The organism is Sulfurihydrogenibium sp., from assembly GCF_027448985.1.
In the GTDB taxonomy this organism is placed as follows: Bacteria; Aquificota; Aquificia; order Aquificales; family Hydrogenothermaceae; genus Sulfurihydrogenibium.
In genome coordinates, this window is record NZ_DAIDMN010000006.1 from 1 (window position 1) to 24,567 (window position 24,567).

Genomic DNA, 24,567 nt, shown 5'->3' on the forward strand with positions numbered 1-24,567 from the left:
TTTTTAAACAGAAAATCTTTTTCTTCTTTTTGTAGAGGAATTATTGAATGAACCAATCGATAAAGTTTTTCCCCATCTTTAAACAGAAAGAAAATATTTAATATTAATATGAAAATACCAATAGAAAGTATGACAACGTTTGTTAAAAAAGCTTTAGCAAAATCAAACAATGCAGAAGCAAAACCTTTTAAATAGTTAATTAGAGTTTCATGAATGTTGTTATTCATTTTGTTTATTATCTCATTTTGAACCCTGTTGTAAACATCATATAAAAAAGGAACTGATTTTATCTTTTCAAGGATTAAATCCGGATTAGATATATAATTAGATACCAAAGGATACAAATCCACTATCTCTTTGGTTAAAAAGAACACAATTACACCAAGTGGAAGAAGAATAAAAAATAAAATTATTAAACTTGAAATTAACGAAGAAAATATTTCGTTTCTTAATTTAGCTTTTATTTTTAAATGGATAGGATAGAATATGGTAACCAGCAAAATAGAAACTAAAATTAGACCTATAAAAGGACTAAAAATAACGTATCCTAAAAAAAGAAAAAGAAGAAAGGAAATAAGAAAAAATATATTTCCTAACTTCTCATAATTGGAAAACAAAAAATCTCCTTCAATTATTATTCTTCACTTTTCTTTAGTGCTCCTGCTGCAAACACTATAATTCCTGTTAAAATTGTAAATGCTGTCATGATGATAAACGCTAACCAAGCTTCCATAACACACCTCCTTAAATGTTTAAAATCTAATTATAAACCATATTTTTTAAACTGTAAACACTTTTGCTTCAAGTCTTTCTATCCTTAGTATAGCATCTTCTGTAAATCTTTTTAGCTCCAATGCTTCTTTTAAATCGGCTCTTATATCGGTAAGTTGGTACATAACGTTATCTATCCGTTGATTCGTAAAATCAATTCTTTTGTTGGTTTCATCAATTCTTGCTGTCAGTTCTGCTTTTACATCATCAATTCTTTTGTTGGTTTCATCAATTCTTTTGTTAGTCTCATCAATTCTTTTGTTAGTCTCATCAATTCTTTTGTTAGTTTCGTCAATTCTTGCTGTTAATTCAGCTCTGATGTCATCGATTCTTTTATTAGTTTCGTCAATTCTTTTGTTGGTTTCATCAATTCTTGCTGTTAACTCAGTTCTAACATCATCGATTCTTTTATTGGTTTCTTTTAACTCTTCTCTTATATGTCTTAAATCACTTTCTACGTTTGATAGTCTAACGTTCATGTTTTCTATAGCAAGGGCAAAACCTTTTAGTTGACCGGATACTTCGGCTTTAAATAAGGAAAATTCCGTCTTTATTTCTCCTGTTATAGCTTCTTTTAATTTTTCTACAATTTTATCAATATCCATCGATATACCTCTAAATGAAACACTTACAACTGTTAAATATATATCTTTTTCCCTTAAAAATCAATAACATCATTTTAATAACTCTAACGCTTCTTCTACTGTTATTCCTTCGTGGACTATTTTAGAAAGAACAGTAGTTATTTTTGCAACATCTTCATGCTGGAATATGTTTCTTCCTATGGATAATCCGGCACATCCGGCTACTACCACTGCATCGTAAACCATTTTCAATAAAGCTTCATCTGAGTCTACTTTTGGTCCTCCGGCTATTACCACCGGAACAGGACATCCTTCCACTACCTGTTTGAATGTTTCAGGGTCTCCTGTGTAAGGAACTTTTACTATATCCGCTCCAAGTTCTGCGGCAATTCTTGCTATGTGAGCAATAGCTTTTGGGTCGTAAGGGTTTTTTACTTCCGGACCTCTGTAATACATCATCGCAAGTAATGGCATCTGCCATTCAAGACATTTTTTAGAAACTTCTCCAAAGTCTTTTAACATCTGTTTTTCGTCTTCTGCACCTATATTAACATGAATGGAGACAGCATCTGCTCCAAGTTTAATCGCTTCTTCTACGGTGCACACTAAAACTTTATCGTTTTTTCTTAAAGATAAATCTGTAGATGCTGACATGTGAATTATAAGACCAACATCTTTTCCTTTTCCTCTGTGTCCAGCTTCTACCATTCCTTTGTGTAATATTATTCCGTTTGCTCCACCTTCCGCTATTTTTTGAACTGTTTCTTTAAGATTTACTATACCTTTCATTGGACCTGAGCTTACACCGTGGTCCATAGGTACTAAAACAGTTTTTCCTGTGTCTCTATTTATAATTCTTTCCAATCTAACTTTCTTTCCTATGGACATTAACGAAGAACCTCCAAAAAATTTTTTAAGATTATTATACATTACTTTTACTATCAACTTGATTTTGAGTTGATTCTTTTTGAATTAATAGCTGTTTTTCTTTTTCACAGTTTTGAAGTTGTTTATTTAGTTTATTTATCTCCAATTTAAACTTTATCCAATCTCCTATCGTTAAAATTAATGCTAAGATTGCACCAATTATAGTACTAAAAATAATAATGATAGATAACGGCATAGGAACAGTTTGATAACCAGGTACAAGGTTAATGCTTACAGTGGTTGTATTCATCGCTACAAAGTATGCAACTAATAAAAGAATAAAAAGCCAGATAATAAGTCTAATTTTACCTAACATCTTTAAGTCCTTCCTTTAATTTTTGGTAGATTTCTTTTAAGTCTTGAGAGATTACTCTAACTTCTCCTAAAACAGGCATAAAGTTTGTGTCTCCGTTCCATCGTGGAACTACATGGTTATGTATGTGGGTTTCAAGTCCGGCTCCTGCTGATTTTCCTATGTTGTAGCCTATGTTAAATCCATCCGGATTTAAAACTTTTTTTAATAGTTTTACCATTTTTTGAGTTAGTAAAGATATTTCACACATTGTTTCTTCATCAATTTTTGTAAAATCTCCTATATGCTCGTTTGGACAGACCATTAAATGTCCTGCATTGTAAGGAAAAAGGTTCATTATTATAAATGCATTTTTCCCTCTGTATAAAATAAGGTTCTTTTCGTCATCGTTTTCTTTAAATGCGTTACACAAAAAGCAACCGTCAGACTTGCTTAACCCTTCAATATACTGAGACCTCCAAGGTGAGTATAACCTTTCCATCGTTTAAACCTCCGGATTACAAGGTATTTTTTACAGTTTATGTATCTTTCCTCTAAACTTTTATGTTATAAATTATAAAACAAAATTTTCAAGGTGGAAAATGAAAAAAGTAGGTGTAGTTTTGCTTAATATGGGTGGTCCAGATAGTTTAGATGCGGTACAACCTTTTTTATACAACCTTTTTTCCGACCATGATATTATACAACTTCCAAAACTAATACAAAAACCAGTTGCTTTTTTAATTTCAAGGATTAGAGGTAAAAAAACAAAAAAGTATTATGAGATAATGGGTGGCAAATCTCCCCAGAAAGAACAAACTCTCCAGCAGGCAAGAGAACTACAAAATGTTCTTGGAGAAAATTTTAAAGTTGTTGTAGCTATGAGATACTGGCATCCTTTTACAGAAGAAGCGTTAGACGAACTTTTTAAAGAAGATATAAAACAGATTATCTTACTTCCACTTTATCCCCAATACAGTAGGACAACAACAGGCTCTTCTTTTAACGAGTTTGATAGAAAAATTAAAAAGTATATAAAATCAGGTAAATACACCGTTATATCAACCCTAAAAGGTGTCAAAAGTCCTTACTACTATTCTTCTAATATCCCTATAAAAAAGATAAACTGTTATTTTGATAATCCGGATTATATACAAGCGATGGTAGAAAACATTCGAGAAAACTTATCTAAGAATTTTAAAGATTATTACTTTTTATTTACAGCTCATAGTCTTCCGGAAAAAATTATTTTAGATGGAGACCCTTATAAAAAACAGACAGAAAAAACGGTAGAGTTGATAATGGAGCATTTTAAAGGTGTTAGATACTCTTTAGCTTATCAATCTAAAGTAGGACCAGTAAAATGGTTAGAACCATTTACAGACCAAGAAATAGAAAGACTTGCAAAAGAAGGAGTTAAGAATTTAGTTGTTATTCCTGTTAGTTTTGTATCTGAACATTCTGAAACTTTATACGAACTTGATTATTTATACGGAAGTATGGCAAAAGAGCTTGGAGTTGAAAATTTTATCCGGATTCCGACTTTAAAAACTCATCCAAAATTTATCAACGCTTTGAAGAATATAGTTATTCAAAATCTATAGGATTGACTTCTATAGACACTTTAAATCTCTTTGAAGCCTCTTTGTAAAACTCTTTGAAAAGAGTTTTTTCTTCTTCTTTTTTGTACTCAAAAATGTAAAGCCCTTTGTTGTCAGATAGAATTTTTTTCAGTAGATTTAAATTTTTGAAAAAGTTTAAAATAAAACTATCTAAAATTTCAGTTTTTAATTTAAAGTTTTCTATTTCTAACTTTACGGTTTTTATAAAAGGTGGAAGTCTTAATTTTTTCCTTTTTTCAAGTTCTTTTTCTAAAAATGCTTTTATATTTACAGTGTTATGGTTTATATACTGTAAAATATATTTTTCTTGGTTTGTTATGATTATATAATTTTTTATACAAACTGTTAAAGGTAAAAAAACCTTTCTTAAAAAGAACTCAGAAGACCTAAAATCCGGAAACTCTAATAGAAAATCTGGATAAACATTTATTACAGACTCATACTTTCCTAATGTTAAAGTTTTAAGTTCAACACTACTTACTACCTTAAATTTGTTCCAAAAATCCTGTGAAATCGTTTTTTTTAAAGAAATCTCTATTTTTTCTTTTCCAAATCCGGATTCTGTTAACCTAAAATCACATTCAGGACAGGTGGATATGTACTCATATTTTGATTTACATCTGCTACATTCAAGGTACTTTTTTCCGTTTTCTATATGAACAGTTAAATGAAAACCACATTTTTGACAGTTGGCTTGCCAACCACACCTTTCACAGAACAAAAAAGAAGAATAATATCCTTTATTTGCAACTATCAAAGTATTTTTGCTTTTTAAAACGATTTCTTTTATCTTAATAAGGTCTTCGTTTATATTTTTGTGAGGTATAACTTTTAAGTTTTTAATAAAAATAGGGTTGGTACTGATAAGAGGAATTATCTGACCTTTTTTAAAAGATAAAAAACTTTCCAAAGATGGAATGGAAGAAGCAAGAATCACAGGTACTTTTTTTTCTTTATGTATGTAGTATGCAACTCTCTTTACATCCACTTTAGGTGTTCTTTTTACTTTGTAAACCTTTGAATCTTCTTCTTCCACTATAAAAACCTTTAAATCTTTAAGTGGTATTAACATAGAAGATATAGTTCCTATCAAAATTAAACTTTCTTTCGTAGCTTTTTGCCATACGTTCCATTGATGAGTTAAAGAAAGTTCGTCATGATAAATTTCCACATTTTTAAACCTTTTTGAAAACTCTTTGTAGTAAAGATTACATAGCTCTACAGATGGTAAAACGATGTGAACTCCTTTACCATCTAACTTTTTAGCCAAGTGAATATAGTAGTTAAACCTTTTTTCCGGATAAAACTCATCAAAGAGGTAAATTCTGTTTTCTAATGATTTTACTTCTTCATAAACTAATTTTTCTTTTGATGAAAATGTTAAATCTTTAAAAAAGGTAAAGCCTTCTTTAACTTCTACTAAACCTTTGGATATCAATGAATTTAGAGTTTTTTTATCAAATCCGGATTGTTTTATATCTTGATAGGTTAAATAATCGTTTTCTAAAAACAAGTTAATAAGTTCTTTTTGTTTTTGAGTTAGATGTTTAAAAGAATCTTCTGTATGTTTCACTGAGAAAACTTTACCTAAAAATTCATCTTTTATATTTTTCTCTCTTATTTTATCCGGAACAAAGTAATCAATTGTAAGTCCAATAGGTGATATATAAAAATCTGAAATCTCTCTTAAAATGTTTATTTCCTTTTGAGTAAAAACCTTTTCTTCTACGGAAAAAACATCTTTTATCTCTTGTAAATCTGTGTTTTCCTGAACTTTAAGAATTATTCCGTAATGTTTAACATATTTGAAAGGTACTTTTACCTTTCTTCCTATTAAATCTTCTTTTTTGAAAGGTAACGGAACCTTATAAATAAAAGTATCGTATAAAGCAACTGGAACAGCTACTTCAACAAAGATTTCATCCAATTTTTATTCTATTTCTTCTATAACGAAATTTGTGTTGGTGTAAATACATATTTCTCCGGCTATTTTCATAGCTTCTTCAACAATTTTTCTTGCATCTAAATCTGTATTTCGATAAAGAGCTAAAGCTGCAGACCTTGCGTAATCTCCACCTGAACCTATTGCTAAAACTGGCTCATCAGGTTCTATCACATCTCCGTTTCCAGATAAAAGAAGGATGTTATCTTTATCTGCAGCAATCATAACCGCTTCTAATCTTCTTAAATACTTGTCCAATCGCCAATCTTTTGCAAGCTCTACAGCAGATTTTACTAGATTTCCTCTATACTTGTTTAATTTTTCTTCTAATCTTTCCATCAAAGCAAGACCATCAGCTGCACTACCTGCAAAACCAACCACTATTTTTCCTTCGTTTAACTTCCTTACTTTTCTTGCAGACTGTTTCATAACGGAAGAACCAAGTGTAACCTGACCATCACCTGCCATTACGGTTTTTCCATTTTTTCTAACAACCAAGATCGTTGTACTTTTAATTTTTTCCATCTTTCTCCTTAATAATTTTTGCTATAGGGTCTTCTTGTTTGATATCTTTTATATAAGCATCTATATCATCCAATGTATCTTGAGTATCTTGAGGAACCAACTCTTTGGTATCTGCTGGGATTCTTTTAGCAAATAAAAATCTTCTTACGTAATAGTCTTGGTTGATATCTGTCACTTCCACTTTTCCGCCTCTTGAAGAAGCATGAATCATCTTACCGTTTCCTATGTATATACCTACATGAGAAGGGTATCTTGCATATGTTGCAAAGAAAAGAAGGTCTCCAGGTTTTAAATTATCTCTACTTACAAAATATCCATATAGTGCTTGCTCTCTTGCTGTCCTTGGCATTTTGTATCCTGCAAGTTCAAAAACGTGTTGAACAAAAGAAGAGCAATCTATACCATTTATACTATCACCACCAAACCTATACCTTGTACCTAATAAACCAATTGCATATTTATATATGTCTTGATTTGGCTGTAAATCATTCCTGTATGTTTTAGGTCCATAAGAGTAAGAAACTTTTTCAAAGTTAGCTTTTGATTTTGAGTACTTTTTATTATGTTTTGAATATTTTGATGAAACTGATTTTTTATGGTGATAAGTAATATGTTTTGTTTCTTTTTTATTTACCTTCTTCGTTTTGGCTTCCGCTATGGATGGTACCATTAGTATTGCAGAACTTAAAAAAATACCTATCATTTTTTTAATGGCTTTCATGCGTTTCCCCCTATTCTTTATGACTGTCAAAAATTATAACAGTATATTTTCGGTTTGTAAACTTTTTTCTTTAACATTATAATAATTTTAGTAAATCTAGGAGTTGTTTGTGTAAAATGAACATTTTACCTATGTATAAAAAGTTAGCTATTTTTTCTAAAAACAGTGATGAAGCTAAAGAGTTTTCTCAAAAGTTAAACCAATGGTTTATCGAAAATGGAATCTTTTGTGAAGTGATAGAAAAAGTTGAAGATTTGGAAAAGGAAAGTATAAAAAGTATTGATGCTTTAATAGTTGTTGGTGGAGATGGTTCTTTGTTGATTGCAGCAAGAAGGGTGTCAAAATATGGAATTCCTTTAATTGGAGTTAATTTAGGAAGACTTGGATTTTTAACAGAAATAAATAAAGAGGAAGCGTTTGAGAGACTTCAAGAGATACTGTCAAAACCTTTATGTGTTTCAAAAAGAATGATGTTAAGGGCTATTTTAAAAAGGGATGGAAAGGAAATTTTAAAAATAGACGTGTTAAATGATGTTGTAGTAAATAAGGCGATTTTAGCAAGGATTGTTGACGTAGCTGTTTACGTTGGAGATAGGTATATAACTACTTACAATGGTGATGGTGTTATAGTTGCAACTCCTAACGGTTCTACTGCATACGCTCTTTCAGCTGGTGGACCCATAGTTTACCCATCTTTAGAGGTTTTTATTTTAGTACCAATCTGTCCTCATACATTAACAGATAGACCAATTATATTACCTACAATAGAACCTATAAAAATAAAAATTGTCTCAAAAGAAAAAGATGCATGGCTTACATTGGATGGTCAAGAAGGAACACAACTTTTTTATGGTGATGAAATAATAGTTAAACAATCTCCATACTATACTTACATCGTAAAAACACCTAATAAAAATTATTTTGATATTTTAAGAGAGAAGTTAAATTGGAAATAAGAATCGGTATTGGGTTTGATTTACATAAGTTAGAAGAAGGTAGAAAACTTATCATCGGGGGTGTTGAGATACCATCTGATAAAGGGTTTTTAGCTCACTCTGATGGAGACATACTTTTTCATGCCTTAACTGACGCTCTGTTGGGAGCTATAGGTTTTGGTGATATAGGAGAGCTTTTTCCGGATACAGACCTACAGTATAAAAATCTGCCAAGTGAAATCTTCTTAAAAGAAGCAAAAAAAATTTTAGATGATAAAAAATATAAAATTATCAACATCGACAGCGTTATAATAATAGAAAAACCAAAGATTTTGCCGTTTAGAGAAAAGATTATAGAAAATACAGCAAAAGTGCTTAAAATAGAAAAAGATAGAGTTTTTGTAAAAGCAAAAACGAATGAAAAATTAGACAGTATAGGACAAAGAAATGCAGCTGCATGTTATGTAGTAGTATTGGTAAGCAAGGAGGACTGATTATGGAGACTATAAATATATTAAAAGAGGAACTAAAAAAGTTGTACGATAAAGATTTTCCTCTGTGGGTTGATATAAACCTACAACTTTTAAAAGACAAAGCCTACGAGTTGGTAGATTGGGACAATCTGCTTGAGGAGATAGAAGATATGGGAAGAAGTGATTTAAAAGCTTGCATAAGTTATTTAGCCGTTATTTTAGAACATCTTTATAAATTGGATAACTTTAAAGATTTGGCTGGAGGAGATACAGTTGGAAAAAGCTGGATTAGAAGCGTTAGAAATGCAAGAAGAGAGTTGGAAAAACTCTTTAAATGGTACCCTTCATTGAAAGTAAAATTACCATCAGAAATTGATAAAGCTTGGGATGATGCTGTTGTGAGACTTCAAAACTGGCTTGATGAGAACGACAGAAATCCAGATGATTACAATATTCCGGAAAAATGTCCATACACATACGAAGAGGCATTAAACAGACAAATTTAGGAGGATTTCATGAAAGACATAAACTTAGATACAACCGTAGAGCAAGTTCTAAGAAAGTACCCATTCACAAGAAGATTTTTTGAATCTAAAAATATGTACTGTAACGTATGCGCATGTAAACCTCACGAAAGATTACAGATTGCAGCTATTAACTACGGACATGACCCACATCAATTTGTTGAAGAATTAAAAAACTTTATAGCAGAGTATGGAAAACAACAATCCGGCTAAAAGTATAATAGAAAAACTTTTAGACTCCGACGATACATACTTATCAAGGGTAAAGGCTTTAAGTGAAACGCTACTTCCTTTACTTAGAGGAAAAATTCCGGATGGTATAATTCAAGACCTTTACCTTTTAGATAGTATGAATCCGGCTAAAAAAAGAGACTTCTTGAGAATAATACTATCCCATCTAAACTCAACACCTTACAAACAGTTAAATTCAAATAGTAAACAAGAAAAAATAGAAAATAAATATAGGTTATCTGACCTTGAAAAATACTCTATCAACAATTTAAGCATTTTATCTACATTAGAAAAAAAATCTTTTAAAAAGATAATGGTAGAAAATGTTTACCAAGCTCTTTATAACTTTCCAGATAGATACGAAGACAGAAGAGTAAAAAAAATACTTAAAGTTAAAGATGGAGAATCCGGAACATTCTACGCAGAAGTAGAAGATATAAAAAAGGTAAACAGAGGAAAGTTAAAAGTAGAAGTTATACTAAAACAGGATAACATTAAATTTTCAGCTTTGTTTTTCTACGATAAACCCTACCTTTATACATACTTCAGGAAAGGAAAAACAGTAAAACTATTTGGAAAAGTAAGCGTTTATAAAAAAAATTTCTCTTTAATCCAGCCTGATATATTAGAAGTTAAAGAAGACCAAATAGATACAATAGTTCCAGTGTATTCCCTTAGGGGGGATAGTTCCATAAAAATAACCGGACAAACAATAAACCATTTAAGAAGAGGAATGTTTAAAATAGTTGAAAAATTTTCAGATGTTAAAGAATACATTCCGGATTACATCCTAAAAAAATACAACTTTCCGGATTTGGCACGCTCATTAAAGTTCATACACCATCCCGATGAAAACTCAGATATCGAAGACCTTAACAACTTTCAAGATATACACCAAAAAAGACTTATATTCGATGAACTTTTCCTACTTCAACTTGCTCAAAAATACAGAAAAGCTTTACTTCAAAAAAACCCTTCTTATACAATAAAAACAGAAGAAAACTTTAGTCAAAACGTAGAAAAAAAACTACCATTTGAACTAACCAACGCTCAAAGAAGAACTATAAAAGAAGTTTTAACCGATATGGAAAAAGACATACCTATGAACCGGATGGTACTTGGAGATGTAGGAAGTGGTAAAACGGTAGTAGCAGCAATAGCATCCTTAGCGGTAGCATTAAACGGTTATCAAGCAGCAGTTATGGCTCCTACAGAAATATTAGCTCAACAACACTATAACAACTTCAAAACGTTTTTAAAACCATATTTAAAAGATTATGAGATAGCACTGCTAACAGGTAGCTTATCAAATTCTGAAAAGAAAAAACTTTACAAAGCGATAGAAGAAGGAATAATAAAAGTAGTTATAGGAACACATGCTTTAATCGAAGAAAAAGTTAGATTCAAGGATTTAGCGTTGGTTGTAGTTGATGAACAGCACAGATTTGGAGTAGAACAAAGAAAAGCGTTGATAGAAAGAGCGGAAAAAAAACCACACGTTATGGTTATGACAGCAACACCTATCCCAAGAACGTTGGCGCTTGCATACTACGGAGATTTAGATATATCAAAACTCGATGAACTACCAAAAGGAAGAAAACCAGTTAAAACTATCATCTTATTTGAAAGAGAAAGAGAAAAACTTTACACCGTATTGAGAGAGGAATTAAAAAAAGGAAGACAAGCATTTGTCGTCTATCCACTTATACAAGAATCAGAAAAAACAGATTTAAAATCAGCAGAAGAAGGTTTCAAACACTATCAAGAAGTATTTAAAGATTACAAAGTAGTTTTACTCCATGGAAAGATGAAACAAGAAGAAAAAGATAGAATTATGGAAGAATTTAAAGAAGGAAAAGCCCAAATCTTAGTATCAACAACTGTTATAGAAGTAGGAGTAGATGTGCCAAATGCTACAGTTATGGTGATAGAAGAAGCTCATAGATTTGGATTATCTCAAATACACCAACTTAGAGGAAGGATAGGAAGAGGACAGTACGAAGGATACTGCTTTTTAATAGCTCCCGATGAACTTTCTACACCTCAACAAGAACCATCCAAAGAAAAATCCAGATTAAAAACTCTCGAAAGATTAAAAATCCTGGTAAAAACCAACAACGGCTTTGAAATTGCAGAGAAAGATTTAGAGCTCAGGGGAACCGGAGACATAGCCGGAGTAAGACAATCCGGAGAAAGCGGGTTTGCATTAGCAGACCTAAAAAGAGATGAAGAAATATTAAACATAGCAACCAAAGAAGCTCAACAACTAATAGAAAAAGACCCAACTTTAGAAAACCATAAAGAATTAAAAGATATCATCTTCAAAAAGTACGCTCAAAAATTTGATTTAGTAAATGTTGCATAATTTTAATAATCCTAATTTTATTTTTTTATAAAGTTGATTTTCAAGAAAAAAAGATATATATTTTGATTTAGAAAATTCTGAAAAGATACTATAAACAAGGAGGCTTTTATGGCAAAAAAAAGAGAAGAAATAGAAGAAAAAGAAGAGTTTGAAACACAATCAGGAGAGTATCATAAACCTGAGCCGGATTTAAAAGCTGTCTTTACAGGTTCTCAAGCATTAGAAAAAGCACCAAAAATTTATGGAGTATCAACGGGAGTAGAAGGCTTAGATGATTTATTCTTTATCGTAACATCTGAAGGTGGAAAAATAGTTAAAAAGACGTTAGGAGGTATTCCTGCTTACTCTGTGATGAATATAACTGGTGTATCTGATACCGGAAAATCACTCATGGTAGAACAGTTTACAGTTCATCAAGCAAGTAAAGGAAATAAAGTAGCATTTATCACTGTAGAATCTCCAGCCAACTTTGTAGTAGCATCTTTAAAACTAAGAGCATCAGCAATGGGACTTAATTTTGATGAATTTCAAGATAACATAATACTCATAGATGCTGCATCTTCCACGAAAATAAGGGAAAATGTTCCGGATTTACTTGCAACTCTTGCATATGTGATACAAAACTATAAAGTAAAATTTACAGTGATAGATTCTGTGACAGGACTGTTTGAAAACAAAGAAATGATGGCAAGAGCTATAGTTAGAAGACTTTTTAATTTTATGAAAAAATGGTATCAAACAGCTTTATTTGTTTCCCAAAAAAGAAGCGGACATGAAGAGTTAACAGCAGAAGCAGCTGGAGGATACGCCGTAGGTCATATAGTAGACGGAACGATGGTATTGGCAAAAGAGTTGATAGACTCTCCATTTAAAGCAAAATTATATAAAAAAGAGATAGGAGATATAGTAAGACTTTTTAGAATAGATGGTTGTAGAATGTCAGGACACGATACAAAAACACACTTTTTAGAAATCACCGAAACCGGATTAGTTGTCATAAAAGAACCGATAGGAAAGTAAAAAAATTTGTTTAGGAGGTAGAAAGATATGGTAGTAGAAATCACAGGAATTCCAGAAAATCAACAAGATGTAGAACATTTAGTTAGTAGAGTGTTTTTCAAATCCATCGATTTATTAGGTGGATTAAGTAAATTGGCAGAATATAGGACTTTGACATGGCTCCCTTCTCTTGCAAGAGCTTCTTACGTTATAGTTTTGAGAGATGAGTATCTAAAAACAGAAGAAGAGATAGCAGAAAAAGTAGGACTTACAAAAAACACAGTAAGAAACATTTTAAGAGCGGACCCTACTTTAGCTTTGGAGAAAATTAAAAAGCTGGAAGAACTTGCAAAAGAAGAACTAAAAGAGATGAAAGTTCACACAGCTGGTGGAATAGCTAAACTTGCCTACAAAATGGTGAAAGAAGGACAAGATGCAGAAACGCTTGTTCATTACTGCCAAATTGTATCTGAAGAAGTTGCGAAAATACTTGATATTCCTTGGGCTTACATGGTTTTAAAACATACTAAAGGTATTAAATATCCAATAAACGATTCAATTGAACTTATAGAAAAACTAAAAGATTTAAAAATAAAAGGACACGATGCAGCTGAGATTTTAAACAAAATACAGTATCCTGTAAAAACTCCTGCAATGCTCTTACATGAGATAAAGCAAGTTTTAAGTAGCAAAGAAGAGGGTATGTACTCAATTTAACTAAAATTAAAATCGTTAAAATAACGGTAAGGTTGTTATCATAGTAGATGTGGAAAAACTAAAAGAAGGAAGCAAGAAGCCCCCACTTCTATAAGTGGCGGGTGGTTCACAGATTCAAACAAAAACTCCGGTTTGTTACAATGGTATAATAGATTAAAAATTTTTAACAGACCGGAGGCTTTTTATGAAGAAAAGAGTAGTTCTTGCTTATTCAGGTGGACTTGATACTTCCGTAATAGTTCGTTGGCTTACGGATAGAGGTTTTGAGGTTATAACCTACACAGCAGATGTAGGACAAGGAGAAGAACTTTCAGAAATAGAAGAAAAAGCTTTAAAAGCTGGTGCGGTAAAAGCTATAATAGATGATATAAAAGAGGAGTTTGCCAGAGAGTACTGTATTCCTTTGATGAGAGCAACCGCTTTATATGAAGGAAAATACACTTTACTATCTTCCTTATCAAGACCTTTGATTGCAAAAAAACTTGTTGAAATAGCCCATAAAGAGAATGCTCATTACGTGGCTCATGGTTCAACTGGAAAAGGAAACGACCAAGTAAGATTTGAAGCATCTGTTTGGGCATTAGACCCAGATATAGAAGTTTTAGCACCTGTTAGGGAATGGGAATTCAAATCGAGAGAAGAAGAGATAGACTACGCCTTAAAACATGGAATTCCTGTAAAAGCAACAAAAGAAAAACCATACTCCTACGATAGGAATCTATGGGGAGTTGCAATAGAAGCTGGTCCATTGGAAGACCCATGGACAGAACCTCCCGAAGATGCATTTGAGATTACCGTATCTCCGGAAAAAGCACCTGATACACCTGAGTACATAGAAATAGAATTTAAAGAAGGAACACCAATAAAACTCAACGGTAAAGAGTATGACCAACTTTGGAAACTCATTTGGGACTTAAACGAGATAGCTGGAAAGCATGGTGTAGGCAGAATAGATATGGTAGAAAACAGATTGGTAGGGATAAAAACAAGAGAAGTTTATGAATCTCCTGCTGGTTTAATACTTATAGCATCTTACGATGAATTGGAAAGTATAGTTTTAGATAGATTTACTTACCATTACAAAAAAGACCATATCTCACATCCATATGCAGAAATAGTTTACGAAGGACTATGGTTTTCTAAATTAAGAGAATCGTTAGACGCATTCAACAACGAAATAGCAAAAGTAGTAAATGGAACAGTAAGAATAAAACTTTACAAAGGAAGTTTTAAAATAGTAGGAAGAAAATCACCAAACTCCTTGTACAGTGAAGACCTTGCAACTTATAGCCCTAAAGATGCATTTGACCATAAAGCAGGAGGTGCATTTACAAAAGTATGGGCATTACCTTTAAAAGTATTTGCAAGATCAAACAAGAGGTAAAAGATGCTAAAAGAGTATAACCACAACGAGATAGAAACAAAGTGGTCTGAAATTTATAAAAAAGTTGACATTTTTAAACCTAAATCAGATGGAAAACCCTACTTTTCTATGGTTTTACCACCACCAAACGTAACAGGAAGTCTTCATATAGGTCATGCTCTTAATGCAACACTACAAGATATAATCGCTAGGTACAAAAGGATGAAAGGCTACAACACCCTCTGGTTACCGGGATTTGACCATGCCGGAATAGCAACCCAGTGGGTTGTTGTGAGAGAACTTCAAAAAGAAGGAATAAGTAGATTTGACCTTGGAAGAGAAAACTTTATAAAAAAAGTGTGGCAATGGGTTCCAAAATCAAGAGACTCAATAAAAAACCAGCTAATAAGAATCGGAGCTTCTTGTGATTGGTCAAGACAAAGATTCACACTTGACGAAGGATTTTCAAGAGCTGTAAGAGAAGCATTTGTAAAACTGTATAAAGAAGGGCTTATATTTAAAGCTCCATATATTGTAAACTGGGACCCAAAAGAAAGAACAGCAATCTCAGACTTAGAAGTAGAGTATTACGAAGAAAAAGGAAAACTTTGGCATATAAGATATCCTTTAGAAGATGGAAGTGGATATATAGTTGTAGCAACAACAAGACCAGAAACGATGCTTGGAGATACCGCGGTAGCTGTCAATCCAAACGATGAAAGATACAAGCATCTAATAGGGAAAAAAGTAGTACTGCCATTAGCTCCAAAAGAAAGAATAGATATAAATGGAAATATAATAAGCAACATAATCCCTATAATAGCTGATGACTATGTAGATCCTGCCTTTGGAACCGGAGTAGTAAAGATAACTCCTGCCCATGACCCAAATGACTTTGAAGTAGGAAAAAGACATAACTTACCAATGGTTATAGTTATGGACGAAGGAGCTTACATAAATAAAAACGGTGGAGAGTTTGAAGGATTGTACAGATATGAAGCAAGGAAAAAAATAGTTGAAAAATTAAAAGAACATGGACTTTTAGAAAAAGAAGAAGAACACATTCACAACGTAGGTCATTCTCAAAGATCAAAAGAAGTAGTAGAGCCATATCTTTCTACTCAATGGTTTGTAGATACAAAAAAATTAGCAGAAAAAGCAATAAAGGTTGTAGAAGAAGGAAAAATAAAGTTTATTCCGGAAGGATGGACAAAAACATACTTAAACTGGATGTACAATATAAAAGAGTGGTGTATTTCAAGACAGATATGGTGGGGTCATAGAATACCCGTATGGTATTGTAAAGATTGTAACCATATTAACTCTTTCAACGATGACTTTTTATCTACAGTAGAAGAAAAAATAATTTTTAACCTATATGCAGACGGAAAGATAAATCAAATTTTTTGTATAGATGAAGTTTGGAACACTTTAACCCAACAAAACTTCACCCATCCGGATAAAACAAATTTACAATTTTATGAAGAAGTTGTATTTTTAAAAAAGGCTGAAAAATTAAAAACAAAGGAAGATTTAACAAATCTTTTAGAAAATTCAATTCACTTTAGAAAACTTTACGAAGAAAGGTATCAAATCATCCTCAAATGTGAAAAATGTTCAAGTGAAAATTTGCATCAAGATGAAGATGTTTTAGACACTTGGTTTTCTTCTGCATTATGGCCCTTTGGAACCCTTGGTTGGCCTGAAGAAACCAAAGATTTAAAAACTTTTTATCCTACATCCTTACTTATAACTGGATTTGATATTATATTTTTCTGGGTTGCAAGGATGATAATGATGGGTACAAAGTTTACAGACAACATACCATTTGAAGATGTTTATATTCATGCCCTTGTGAGAGATGAAAAAGGCGAAAAAATGTCCAAAACAAAAGGAAACGTGATAGACCCTCTTGAAATGGCAGACAAATACGGAGCAGATGCCCTTAGATTCACCTTAACAGCTTTAGCAGCCCAAGGAAGAGATATCAGACTTTCCGAAAAGAGAATAGAAGGTTATAAACATTTTTCAAACAAAATATGGAATGCCTCAAAATTCGTGTTAACAAACACTCAAAATATCCAAATAAAAGACATTAAAAGTTTAAACCTTTCAATTGAAGATAAATGGATACTAACAGCACTACAAAAAACAGTTCAAAAATCATCTTTAGAATTGGAAAACTATAGGTACAATGACTATGCAAACACAATTTATGACTTTTTCTGGCATGACTACTGCGATTGGTATATAGAGTTTACAAAAGAAAGAATATACAAAGGAGCTATTGATGAAAAAGAAACAGCAGTATCTGTTTTAAACTTTGTTTTAAGAGAATCTTTAAAACTACTTCATCCTATAATGCCATTTATTACTGAAGAGATTTATAACTTTATTCCAATAAAAGAAACACAATATTTAGCAGCAGCTCCATATCCACAATACGATGAAAATTTAATTTTTGAGGAAGACTACTCTTTCATAGAGTCATTAAAAGAAATGATTACATCAATAAGAACAGTTAGAAGTGATTTTAACATAGAACCAACAAAAAAACTAAACATAAGAATAAAACCAAACTCAAAAGAAATAGAAGAAAAACTAAAAAAACTTGTTAGCCCAATAAAGCAACTTATAAAAGCTCAAGAAATAACGATAAATCCAAATATATCAAAAAAAGAAACAGAAGTTGTAACAGTTTCAAGGCTTGGAGAAAGTTATATAGATTTATCCGGAATACTGGACATAGAAAAGGAAATACAAAGACAGGAAAAACTCTTGCAAGAAGTTGAAAAATCTATAAAAATTTCAGAAAGTAAGTTATCAAACGAAAACTTTGTAAACAAAGCTCCCTTCCATGTAGTAGAAAAAGAAAGACAACTTTACCAAGAGTTGAAAGAAAAGAGAGAAAAGATAAATGTTATACTGAATATGCTTAAAAAGAGAGATTAATCTGCAGATTTATTCTAAAACCAGTTGCATTTTGATGATAATATGATATAATATTTATAGTTTTTATTCCCGAGTAGCTCAGCAGGCAGAGCAGCCGGCTGTTAACCGGCTGGTCGGGGGTTCGAATCCCTCCTCGGGAGCTTCATATCTAAATCTAACTTTTAAAAATCAGGGGGCTTTATATGGATTTAAAAAAAATTCCAGCAGGGAAAAATCCACCTGAAGATATTTACGTAGTTATAGAAATCCCTCAAGGAAGTGGAATAAAGTATGAAGTTGATAAAGAAAGTGGAGCTGTATTTGTAGATAGATTTTTATTTACAGCTATGTACTATCCATTTAACTATGGTTTTATTCCAAATACATTGGCAGACGATGGAGACCCAACAGATGTTTTAGTTATTTCAAGAGAACCAGTAGTACCAGGAAGCGTGATTAGAGCAAGACCAATAGGGATGTTGGAAATGGAAGATGAAGAAGGGATAGATACAAAGATAATAGCTGTTCCGGTTTCTAAATTGGACAACACTTTTGAAAATATAAAAGAAGTAAATGATTTACCAAAAGCAACCTTAGACAAAATTAAACACTTTTTTGAACACTACAAAGAGTTGGAATCCGGAAAGTGGGTAAAAGTAAAATCTTTTAAAGATTCTGAATCAGCAAAACAAGATATATTAAAATCTATAGAAAAGTTTAAAAAACTCTTGACTAAAAACTGAATAAGATATATAATATTTATCTGTTTTGAATACGGAGTGTAGCTCAGGTGGGAGAGCACGTGCCTTGGGAGCACGGGGTCGCAGGTTCAAGTCCTGCCACTCCGACTATCAAAAGGCGCGCCCGTAGCTCAGCTGGACAGAGCAACGGACTTCTAATCCGTAGGTCGCACGTTCGAATCGTGCCGGGCGCATAAAACCGCGGGGTGGAGCAGCTTGGTAGCTCGCCGGGCTCATAACCCGGAGGTCGCAGGTTCAAATCCTGCCCCCGCAACCAAAAATAAATCAAGATTAAATACTCTAAACTCGATAAATGGTTCAGTATTTCATTCTTTTGCCCTCTAACGACAAAAATGCACGTTTTTTATGCAATTTTTATTAATTAATTGTGAATCTGAAGATTAATAATAAGAATATATTCTGATATGATGATTTTGAAAAAATATATAATTGCTTTAGATGATAGAAAATAAATAAATTCCAAAATAAAAGAAGGGGCTTGTAAACCCCCTTCTTTAAAACTTACTTCTTCTCTTCTTTTTTCTCTTCTTTCTTCTCTTCCTTCTTCTCTTCTTTCTTCACTTCTTTTTTGTGTTCTTTTTTATGAGCTTTTTTCTCTTCTTTTGCTGGAGCTTCTTGTTTTGCTCCTTCTGCTGGAGCAGCTGCTTTTTCTTCAGCGATAGATGCAAATCCAAGACCTAAAACTGCAACTGAAAGTGTTGATAATACTAACTTCTTCATACTACTACCTCCTATAAAAGATTTAATTTAAATTACTTTTGTTCAGCTGGTTTTTGTTCTTGTCCTGCTGGTTGTGCTTGTTGTTCTTGTCCTGCTGGAGCTGCTTGTTGTTCAGCTGGTGCAGGTTGTGCTGCTGGAGCAGCTGGTTGAGCTTGTTGTTCAGCTGGCGCTGGTGCTGGTTGTTCTTCTTTCTTTTGACAGCTAAAAAGTAAAGATGCTGACAAAAATGCCGCTGCAGTTCCTAAAACTAATTTTTTCATCTCGTTTATTACCTCCTTTTTAAATCTACATTAAAAAGTGTACTCTAATAAAATTACAAATTGATTAAATAAAGATTACAAATTTGTAATTTTAGGAAAAGTAATAACAATGGTTGTTCCTAAGTTTTCTTTACTGAAAAGCTCTATACTTGCATCATGTTGTTGTAATATTGCCTTCACCAAGCTAAGACCAAGACCACTTCCTGAGTATACTCCTCTACTTTCATCGACTCTATAAAATTTTTCAAAAATTTTGTCTAATTTGTCTTCCGGAATACCTATTCCGGTATCTTCTATTTTTAAAATAACATTTTCTTGGTCTTCGTATAGATATATTACCACTTCACCGTTTTCTTTATTGAATTTTATTGCATTATCAATAAGATTTGCTATGGCACGGGATATATATTTTTCGTTTCCGTTTATGTAAATTTCGTCTGTTATGTTAAGTTTTAGTGTTATTGATTTTGTTAAAGCGTAATCTTTAAATAGATTATAAAGTTTTTTTACTATGTTTGACAGGTTTATTTTTTCTTTTTGAAGAACAAATGTTCCGGATTCTAATTTTGATAATGTAAGTAGGTCTTCTATCATCTGGTTTAGTGAGTTTGTTTCTTCTATTATGTAAACTAAAAGATTGCTGCACTCTGTGGATAGGTTGTTTTTAATAAGGAGATTTTCCGTTGAACTTCTTATTCTTGCTATAGGAGTTTTAAGGTCGTGGGCTATGCTCTCAGTTGTTTCTTTTAATGTTTTTACAAGTTGTTCTATTCTGTCTAAAAGGTCGTTTATAAGTAAAGCTAAATCGTTTAACTCATCTTTTGTTCCTGTTATAGGTACTCTTCTGTCGAGTTTCATACTTGTAGCAATATCTTTTGCTGTGTTTGATATGTTCTTAATTTTTTTTGTGATGGAAGTAGTTATTAATATTCCTCCTACTAAAGAGAGAAGAAAAACTATCGTTCCGGCTTTATAAAATATTTCTGTTAAACGGTTTAGTAGTTTGTTGTTGTCTAATTTTGATTTTCCTATTACTAAAATGTGTTTATTTGAGAGTTTGTATATTATTATGTCAAAATAGTCTACCGTGGTGAGTATGTAAGTATCTGGATTTAGTTTACCGTAGTTTTCTAAGTTTATTACTAAATTTTTTGTATGTATTCCTGTGTTTGTGTTTAAAATTATTTCACCTTTTTTATCGTATATTTTGAAAAATATCTCAACATTTTTTATTATCTCCGCTTCTTTTATTATCTGATTTTTTAAGCCGGATAATCCTTCTTGTTTGTATAAGATTTTGTAGGCTTTTGCTTTTTCTATCAGGTCGTCCTTTGTTTTATTTTCTAAGTATATCTCAAAGAATGAGTAAACCATAAAGAAAGATATTAGTAACGATGTTAACAATGTGAATGAGTAAAGAAGGATGATTTTTATAGTTATTCTACTGAAAAATTTAATCAGATTTGAGAACATAACCAAAACCACGGACTGTGTGTATTAACTTTTTTTCAAATCCTTTATCTACCTTATCTCTTAACCTATGAATGTGGACATCTACAACGTTGCTTTCAATATCAAAATCTATATCAAAAACATTTTCTAAAATCATGTTTCTTGTAATAATTCTTTCTGCGTTTTCAAGTAGGTATTTTAAAAGTTCAAATTCTTTTGCTGTAAGGTCAATTTTTTTGCCGTTTCTGTAAACTTCTTTTTTCAGTAAGTCCATCGTTAGGTCTGCGTATTTGAGTTTTGATATTTCTTCTATGTTTTTACTTCTTCTGATTAGTGCGTGTAATCTTGCTATCAATTCCGGAAAACTAAATGGTTTTGTAAGATAATCGTCTGCTCCAAGTTGTAATCCTTTTACTTTGTCTTCAATCTCTCCTTTTGCACTTAGGACTAAAATTGGTGTTTTAATTTTTTTGTTTTTTAGACTTTCTATCACTTGGTATCCGGACATTTTTGGTAACATTATGTCAAGGATTATAATGTCGTAGCTTTCATAGGTTGCATAACTTAACCCTTCTTCCGCGTCAAAGGCTTGGTTTACTGAAAAACCTTCTTCTTTTAATCTTTTTACTATAAGGTTTGATAGTTCTTTATCGTCTTCTACTATTAGTACTTTCATTTTCCTGCCCCAAATGTTTGTTTATTATATGTTCTATATCTGAAGCTTTAAGGATTCCTAAAAATATATCTTTATACCTTACTGGGATTTCTTCAAGTTTTTCTTTTATCATATATCTATAAGCTTGGGATAGTTTTTCTTCAGGTGAGACGTATTTGTCTATTGGTTTTATAACATCTTTTAGTGTTAGTTCTTCTTGTTGATAGTAAGGTAGTTTTTGTATGTCTTTTATATCTAAAAATAAGATTTTACCGTCTTGTGTTAAAACCGGATAAAGATGTGTTGATATGTTTGGTTTAACGAAGTTTATAAAGTCTAACACTGTTAAATCCGGATTTAAAGGGTTCATGGTTCTCATTATGTTATCAACTCTAAATCTTGATAGGATATAGTTTAGTTGCGTGGATATTAAAGCTTCTTTTGATGCTCTTTTTATAAAAAAACCTAAAAATGAAAGCCATATTCCATTTATAATGTTTCCTGTAAATATCATAAAAATTCCTAAGATTATCAACGTTATTCCAAAGTATTTCCCAACGTTAGATGCAATCTCTGTTGCTTTTAGTATTCCGTACTTTTTCCAAAGTAAAGACCTGAATATTCTTCCTCCATCTAATGGAAATGCTGGAATAAGATTAAATGCTCCTAAAAAGAAATTTACAATGAATATGTAATTTAAAAATCCGTTAAATAAATCGTCTTTTGGATAGTGGTACCCAATCGTGAAAAAAATTGATGCTAAGAAAAAACTCATTAAAGGTCCTGCTATTGCTATTTTAAATTCCTGAGATGGAGTTTTTGCTTCATCTTGAAAAAGTGCTACTCCTCCGAATATGAAAAGGTATATGTCTTTAACAGGTATTGAGTATCTCACTGCAACTAATGAGTGAGACAACTCATGAAGTAGGACCGATACAAAAAGCATAACTGCTGATATTACAGATATTAAATAGTAATAAGTTTTGGGTAAATCCGGATACATAGAAGGGTAAAATCCTTCTGCTAACGAGAATGTAATAAGAAAAAACGCAACAAACCAGCTGTAATCTAAGTGAACTTCTATTCCAAAAATTTTAAAAAGTTTTATTCCGTTAAAACTCATCTGCTTTTTTTCCTTCTTTTGGGTAAAAACTTTTTAATAGTAGAGTAAATTATATCAGTAAATATATGAACTATTTCCGCTAAAACTATCCCTATGAAGAAAGATAATACAAAAGGAGATGAAACAAAATCTTTTAAGTTGTGAAAACTGAGAGTAATAAGTTGTTTATCCGGGTAGAAATAATCCAAAAAGTATTTTAAAAGAAAAAGTATAAGAAAAAAGATTACTGAAAGGTAGATAATTTTGAAAACTGTTCCGTATATTGGAATATGGGATACTCCTCTGTGTTTGAATACCTTTGTGTAAGGGTACCACATTATTCGTAAAATGTTCCATCTTTTGTTCGGTTTAGATAGGTATATATCGTTATCCGGGGTAAGAAAAAATGTACCAACTAAATAACCACCTGTAAAAGCGATAAAGTCGGAAGGTTGTAGATAATATACAGCGGGAGGTAATACTAAAAGGTTAACAATGTCGTGGGTTCTCCCGCTTGCCAACTATTACTCCGCTAAGTTTATAACGTAAAACTCTGCTCTTCTATTGGTAAATTTATCTATTTGGTTGTTGTTTGAAACGATATACTTATCTTTTCCTATTCCTTCTATTACAATTCTATCTGGATTTACGCCAAGTTTTGTTAAATATTTTTTCACATTTTTAGCTCTCTCTAACGCTAATTTGTTGTTGTAAGTTTTAGAGCCAACATTATCTGTATATCCTACAATTTTGACTTTTGTGTCAGGATGAGTTTTAAGATACTTTGCTACTATATTTAAGTATGGTAAATACTCTTTTTTAATGTCTGCTCTGTTTGTGTAAAAATGAACTCTAACTGGTTGAACTATTGGATTGCTTGAACTTTTTATCTCTTTTTCAGTTTGAGAAGGATTTATATTTTCTGTTTTGTTTTCTTCACCATAGTTTATTACAATTTTCTCTTCTTTTTTATCTGGTTTATTTGGGTCTAAACCAAGTTCTATCTCTTTATAACAAGGTATTCCATCTTTATCTTTATCTGAATATATATTTTTTTCAATCTTTGTTAGTAGATTTTTTATTGTTAACGTGTAATCTATATCTGTTTTTTGTTTTGGTTTTAGGATGTATACAGTTTCTTTTTCATTTTTTTCTCTTTCTATATCTTGTTTCAAACTCTCTAAATAACTTTCTACTTTTCCTACCTCCTCTGGTGAACATTCAAGAGCATGCATCTCTTTTAATTTTAAAAGTTTATTTTCTAATTCTGTTATGTTTAGTTTAAAGCCTTCATGACCATAAGAGTTTGTTAAAGTGAAAGAAACTAAAATTGTTGTCGCAATCAATCTTTTCATTGGCTTACCTCTTTGTTTATTTTTTCCATTGCTTTTAAAGACCATTCTATAGATTTTGTAGCAGCATCTATAGCCTTTTCTGTTTGAAAGTTAGATGCTTGTTCCTTAGCAATGTTGTAAAATCCTAATGCTTTTCCGTATTCGTACTGTGCTTTTATATGGGCACCATTCTCGTAGGCTATTTTTAGTGCTTTTTGAGCTTCATCAAGATACTCAGATGTAGTGATATTTTTTTCTAATGCAAGACTAAATCCAAAAAACATCAAAAACATTGCGATAGTTTTCTTTATCATTTTTTGTACCTCCTTTTTATTCTTTTTCGTCAAAAGATTAAAATATA

Annotated in this window: 27 protein-coding genes and 4 tRNA genes; 15 read left to right on the top strand and 16 right to left on the bottom strand. The window is 31.7% G+C overall.

The features are described from left to right. The 5 genes from NE054_RS01135 to NE054_RS01155 all read right to left on the bottom strand — a co-directional run. On the bottom strand, positions 1 to 617 hold a 617-nt coding region (locus NE054_RS01135), incomplete at its 3' end, for an AI-2E family transporter (protein WP_297887376.1). 162 nt (positions 618 to 779) lie between these two features. Then, on the bottom strand, positions 780 to 1,376 hold the full coding sequence (locus NE054_RS01140; RefSeq protein WP_297887378.1) for a hypothetical protein: 597 nt from the start codon (positions 1,374 to 1,376) through the stop codon (positions 780 to 782). A 69-nt stretch (positions 1,377 to 1,445) separates the two neighbouring features. Next, the gene (locus NE054_RS01145) at positions 1,446 to 2,243 is read right to left on the bottom strand and encodes a 2-amino-3,7-dideoxy-D-threo-hept-6-ulosonate synthase (RefSeq protein ID WP_297887380.1); all 798 of its coding nucleotides are present in this window, start codon (positions 2,241 to 2,243) and stop codon (positions 1,446 to 1,448) included. 34 nt (positions 2,244 to 2,277) lie between these two features. After that, the gene (locus NE054_RS01150) at positions 2,278 to 2,598 is read right to left on the bottom strand and encodes a LapA family protein (RefSeq protein ID WP_297887382.1); all 321 of its coding nucleotides are present in this window, start codon (positions 2,596 to 2,598) and stop codon (positions 2,278 to 2,280) included. After that, entirely contained in the window at positions 2,588 to 3,076 is a 489-nt protein-coding gene (locus NE054_RS01155) for an HIT domain-containing protein (RefSeq protein WP_297887384.1), read from the bottom strand. The genes NE054_RS01150 and NE054_RS01155 overlap by 11 nt, the downstream gene beginning before the upstream one ends. 100 nt (positions 3,077 to 3,176) lie before the next feature. On the opposite strand from NE054_RS01155, the gene hemH reads away from it, so the two are divergent. Next, positions 3,177 to 4,178 carry a ferrochelatase gene (gene hemH / locus NE054_RS01160; protein ID WP_297887386.1) on the top strand — a complete coding sequence of 334 codons (1,002 nt, stop codon included), beginning with the start codon at positions 3,177 to 3,179 and terminating at the stop codon, positions 4,176 to 4,178. Here hemH and NE054_RS01165 read toward each other — a convergent pair. Genes NE054_RS01165 through NE054_RS01175 form a run of 3 tightly spaced genes read right to left on the bottom strand, consistent with a single transcriptional unit; the run spans position 4,162 to position 7,384 of the window. Beyond that, positions 4,162 to 6,123 carry a hypothetical protein gene (locus NE054_RS01165; protein WP_297887388.1) on the bottom strand — a complete coding sequence of 654 codons (1,962 nt, stop codon included), beginning with the start codon at positions 6,121 to 6,123 and terminating at the stop codon, positions 4,162 to 4,164. The genes hemH and NE054_RS01165 overlap by 17 nt on opposite strands. Positions 6,124 to 6,126: 3 nt before the next feature. Beyond that, positions 6,127 to 6,663 carry an ATP-dependent protease subunit HslV gene (hslV, locus tag NE054_RS01170; protein ID WP_297887390.1) on the bottom strand — a complete coding sequence of 179 codons (537 nt, stop codon included), beginning with the start codon at positions 6,661 to 6,663 and terminating at the stop codon, positions 6,127 to 6,129. Continuing rightward, the gene (locus NE054_RS01175) at positions 6,650 to 7,384 is read right to left on the bottom strand and encodes a C40 family peptidase (protein WP_297887392.1); all 735 of its coding nucleotides are present in this window, start codon (positions 7,382 to 7,384) and stop codon (positions 6,650 to 6,652) included. Before NE054_RS01175 ends, hslV begins: the two co-directional genes overlap by 14 nt. Before the next feature lie 116 nt (positions 7,385 to 7,500). On the opposite strand from NE054_RS01175, the gene NE054_RS01180 reads away from it, so the two are divergent. The 14 genes from NE054_RS01180 (at position 7,501) to NE054_RS01245 (ending at position 18,939) form a co-directional block, all read left to right on the top strand. After that, positions 7,501 to 8,340 carry an NAD(+)/NADH kinase gene (locus tag NE054_RS01180; protein ID WP_297887394.1) on the top strand — a complete coding sequence of 280 codons (840 nt, stop codon included), beginning with the start codon at positions 7,501 to 7,503 and terminating at the stop codon, positions 8,338 to 8,340. After that, entirely contained in the window at positions 8,331 to 8,813 is a 483-nt protein-coding gene (ispF, locus tag NE054_RS01185) for a 2-C-methyl-D-erythritol 2,4-cyclodiphosphate synthase (protein WP_297887396.1), read from the top strand. Before NE054_RS01180 ends, ispF begins: the two co-directional genes overlap by 10 nt. Positions 8,814 to 8,815: 2 nt before the next feature. After that, positions 8,816 to 9,298: a DUF29 domain-containing protein gene (locus tag NE054_RS01190; RefSeq protein WP_297887400.1), complete on the top strand. Its 483-nt coding sequence runs from the start codon at positions 8,816 to 8,818 to the stop codon at positions 9,296 to 9,298. 9 nt (positions 9,299 to 9,307) lie between these two features. Continuing rightward, complete coding sequence (locus tag NE054_RS01195; RefSeq protein WP_297887402.1) at positions 9,308 to 9,529, top strand: hypothetical protein; 222 nt, start codon at positions 9,308 to 9,310, stop codon at positions 9,527 to 9,529. After that, positions 9,507 to 11,912, top strand: coding sequence for an ATP-dependent DNA helicase RecG (gene recG, locus NE054_RS01200; RefSeq protein WP_297887404.1), 2,406 nt, complete (start codon positions 9,507 to 9,509; stop codon positions 11,910 to 11,912). The genes NE054_RS01195 and recG overlap by 23 nt, the downstream gene beginning before the upstream one ends. Before the next feature lie 108 nt (positions 11,913 to 12,020). Continuing rightward, a complete protein-coding gene (locus NE054_RS01205) occupies positions 12,021 to 12,932 on the top strand; it encodes a KaiC domain-containing protein (RefSeq protein WP_297887406.1) in 912 nt (303 codons plus the stop codon). Positions 12,933 to 12,959: 27 nt separating this feature from the next. Beyond that, positions 12,960 to 13,628, top strand: a complete 669-nt coding sequence (locus tag NE054_RS01210; RefSeq protein WP_297887408.1) for a bacterio-opsin activator — start codon at positions 12,960 to 12,962, stop codon at positions 13,626 to 13,628. A gap of 184 nt (positions 13,629 to 13,812) precedes the next feature. Then, entirely contained in the window at positions 13,813 to 15,012 is a 1,200-nt protein-coding gene (locus NE054_RS01215; RefSeq protein WP_297887410.1) for an argininosuccinate synthase, read from the top strand. Positions 15,013 to 15,015: 3 nt separating this feature from the next. After that, on the top strand, positions 15,016 to 17,943 hold the full coding sequence (locus NE054_RS01220; RefSeq protein WP_297887412.1) for a valine--tRNA ligase: 2,928 nt from the start codon (positions 15,016 to 15,018) through the stop codon (positions 17,941 to 17,943). A 67-nt stretch (positions 17,944 to 18,010) separates the two neighbouring features. After that, positions 18,011 to 18,083, top strand: a tRNA-Asn gene (locus NE054_RS01225). Positions 18,084 to 18,125: 42 nt separating this feature from the next. Further along, positions 18,126 to 18,665 carry an inorganic diphosphatase gene (gene ppa, locus NE054_RS01230; RefSeq protein WP_297887414.1) on the top strand — a complete coding sequence of 180 codons (540 nt, stop codon included), beginning with the start codon at positions 18,126 to 18,128 and terminating at the stop codon, positions 18,663 to 18,665. 32 nt (positions 18,666 to 18,697) lie between these two features. After that, positions 18,698 to 18,770 (top strand) — tRNA-Pro (locus tag NE054_RS01235). A 12-nt stretch (positions 18,771 to 18,782) separates the two neighbouring features. Further along, positions 18,783 to 18,856: transfer RNA gene (locus NE054_RS01240), tRNA-Arg, on the top strand. Between the two features lie 6 nt (positions 18,857 to 18,862). Continuing rightward, positions 18,863 to 18,939: transfer RNA gene (locus tag NE054_RS01245), tRNA-Met, on the top strand. A gap of 245 nt (positions 18,940 to 19,184) precedes the next feature. On the opposite strand, the gene NE054_RS01250 is transcribed toward NE054_RS01245, so the two are convergent. The 8 genes from NE054_RS01250 to NE054_RS01285 form a co-directional block, all read right to left on the bottom strand. Next, entirely contained in the window at positions 19,185 to 19,403 is a 219-nt protein-coding gene (locus NE054_RS01250; protein WP_297887416.1) for a hypothetical protein, read from the bottom strand. A 32-nt stretch (positions 19,404 to 19,435) separates the two neighbouring features. Next, a complete protein-coding gene (locus NE054_RS01255) occupies positions 19,436 to 19,663 on the bottom strand; it encodes a hypothetical protein (RefSeq protein ID WP_297887418.1) in 228 nt (75 codons plus the stop codon). Between the two features lie 75 nt (positions 19,664 to 19,738). After that, the gene (locus NE054_RS01260) at positions 19,739 to 21,136 is read right to left on the bottom strand and encodes a HAMP domain-containing sensor histidine kinase (RefSeq protein ID WP_297887443.1); all 1,398 of its coding nucleotides are present in this window, start codon (positions 21,134 to 21,136) and stop codon (positions 19,739 to 19,741) included. Continuing rightward, the gene (locus NE054_RS01265; RefSeq protein WP_297887420.1) at positions 21,117 to 21,791 is read right to left on the bottom strand and encodes a response regulator transcription factor; all 675 of its coding nucleotides are present in this window, start codon (positions 21,789 to 21,791) and stop codon (positions 21,117 to 21,119) included. The genes NE054_RS01260 and NE054_RS01265 overlap by 20 nt, the downstream gene beginning before the upstream one ends. After that, positions 21,763 to 22,893 carry a site-2 protease family protein gene (locus NE054_RS01270; protein ID WP_297887421.1) on the bottom strand — a complete coding sequence of 377 codons (1,131 nt, stop codon included), beginning with the start codon at positions 22,891 to 22,893 and terminating at the stop codon, positions 21,763 to 21,765. The genes NE054_RS01265 and NE054_RS01270 overlap by 29 nt, the downstream gene beginning before the upstream one ends. Next, positions 22,890 to 23,393 carry a metal-binding protein gene (locus NE054_RS01275; RefSeq protein WP_297887424.1) on the bottom strand — a complete coding sequence of 168 codons (504 nt, stop codon included), beginning with the start codon at positions 23,391 to 23,393 and terminating at the stop codon, positions 22,890 to 22,892. Before NE054_RS01275 ends, NE054_RS01270 begins: the two co-directional genes overlap by 4 nt. Before the next feature lie 3 nt (positions 23,394 to 23,396). Further along, positions 23,397 to 24,227 carry an OmpA family protein gene (locus tag NE054_RS01280; RefSeq protein ID WP_297887426.1) on the bottom strand — a complete coding sequence of 277 codons (831 nt, stop codon included), beginning with the start codon at positions 24,225 to 24,227 and terminating at the stop codon, positions 23,397 to 23,399. Further along, complete coding sequence (locus NE054_RS01285; protein ID WP_297887428.1) at positions 24,224 to 24,520, bottom strand: hypothetical protein; 297 nt, start codon at positions 24,518 to 24,520, stop codon at positions 24,224 to 24,226. Before NE054_RS01285 ends, NE054_RS01280 begins: the two co-directional genes overlap by 4 nt. Positions 24,521 to 24,567: the final 47 nt, after the last annotated feature.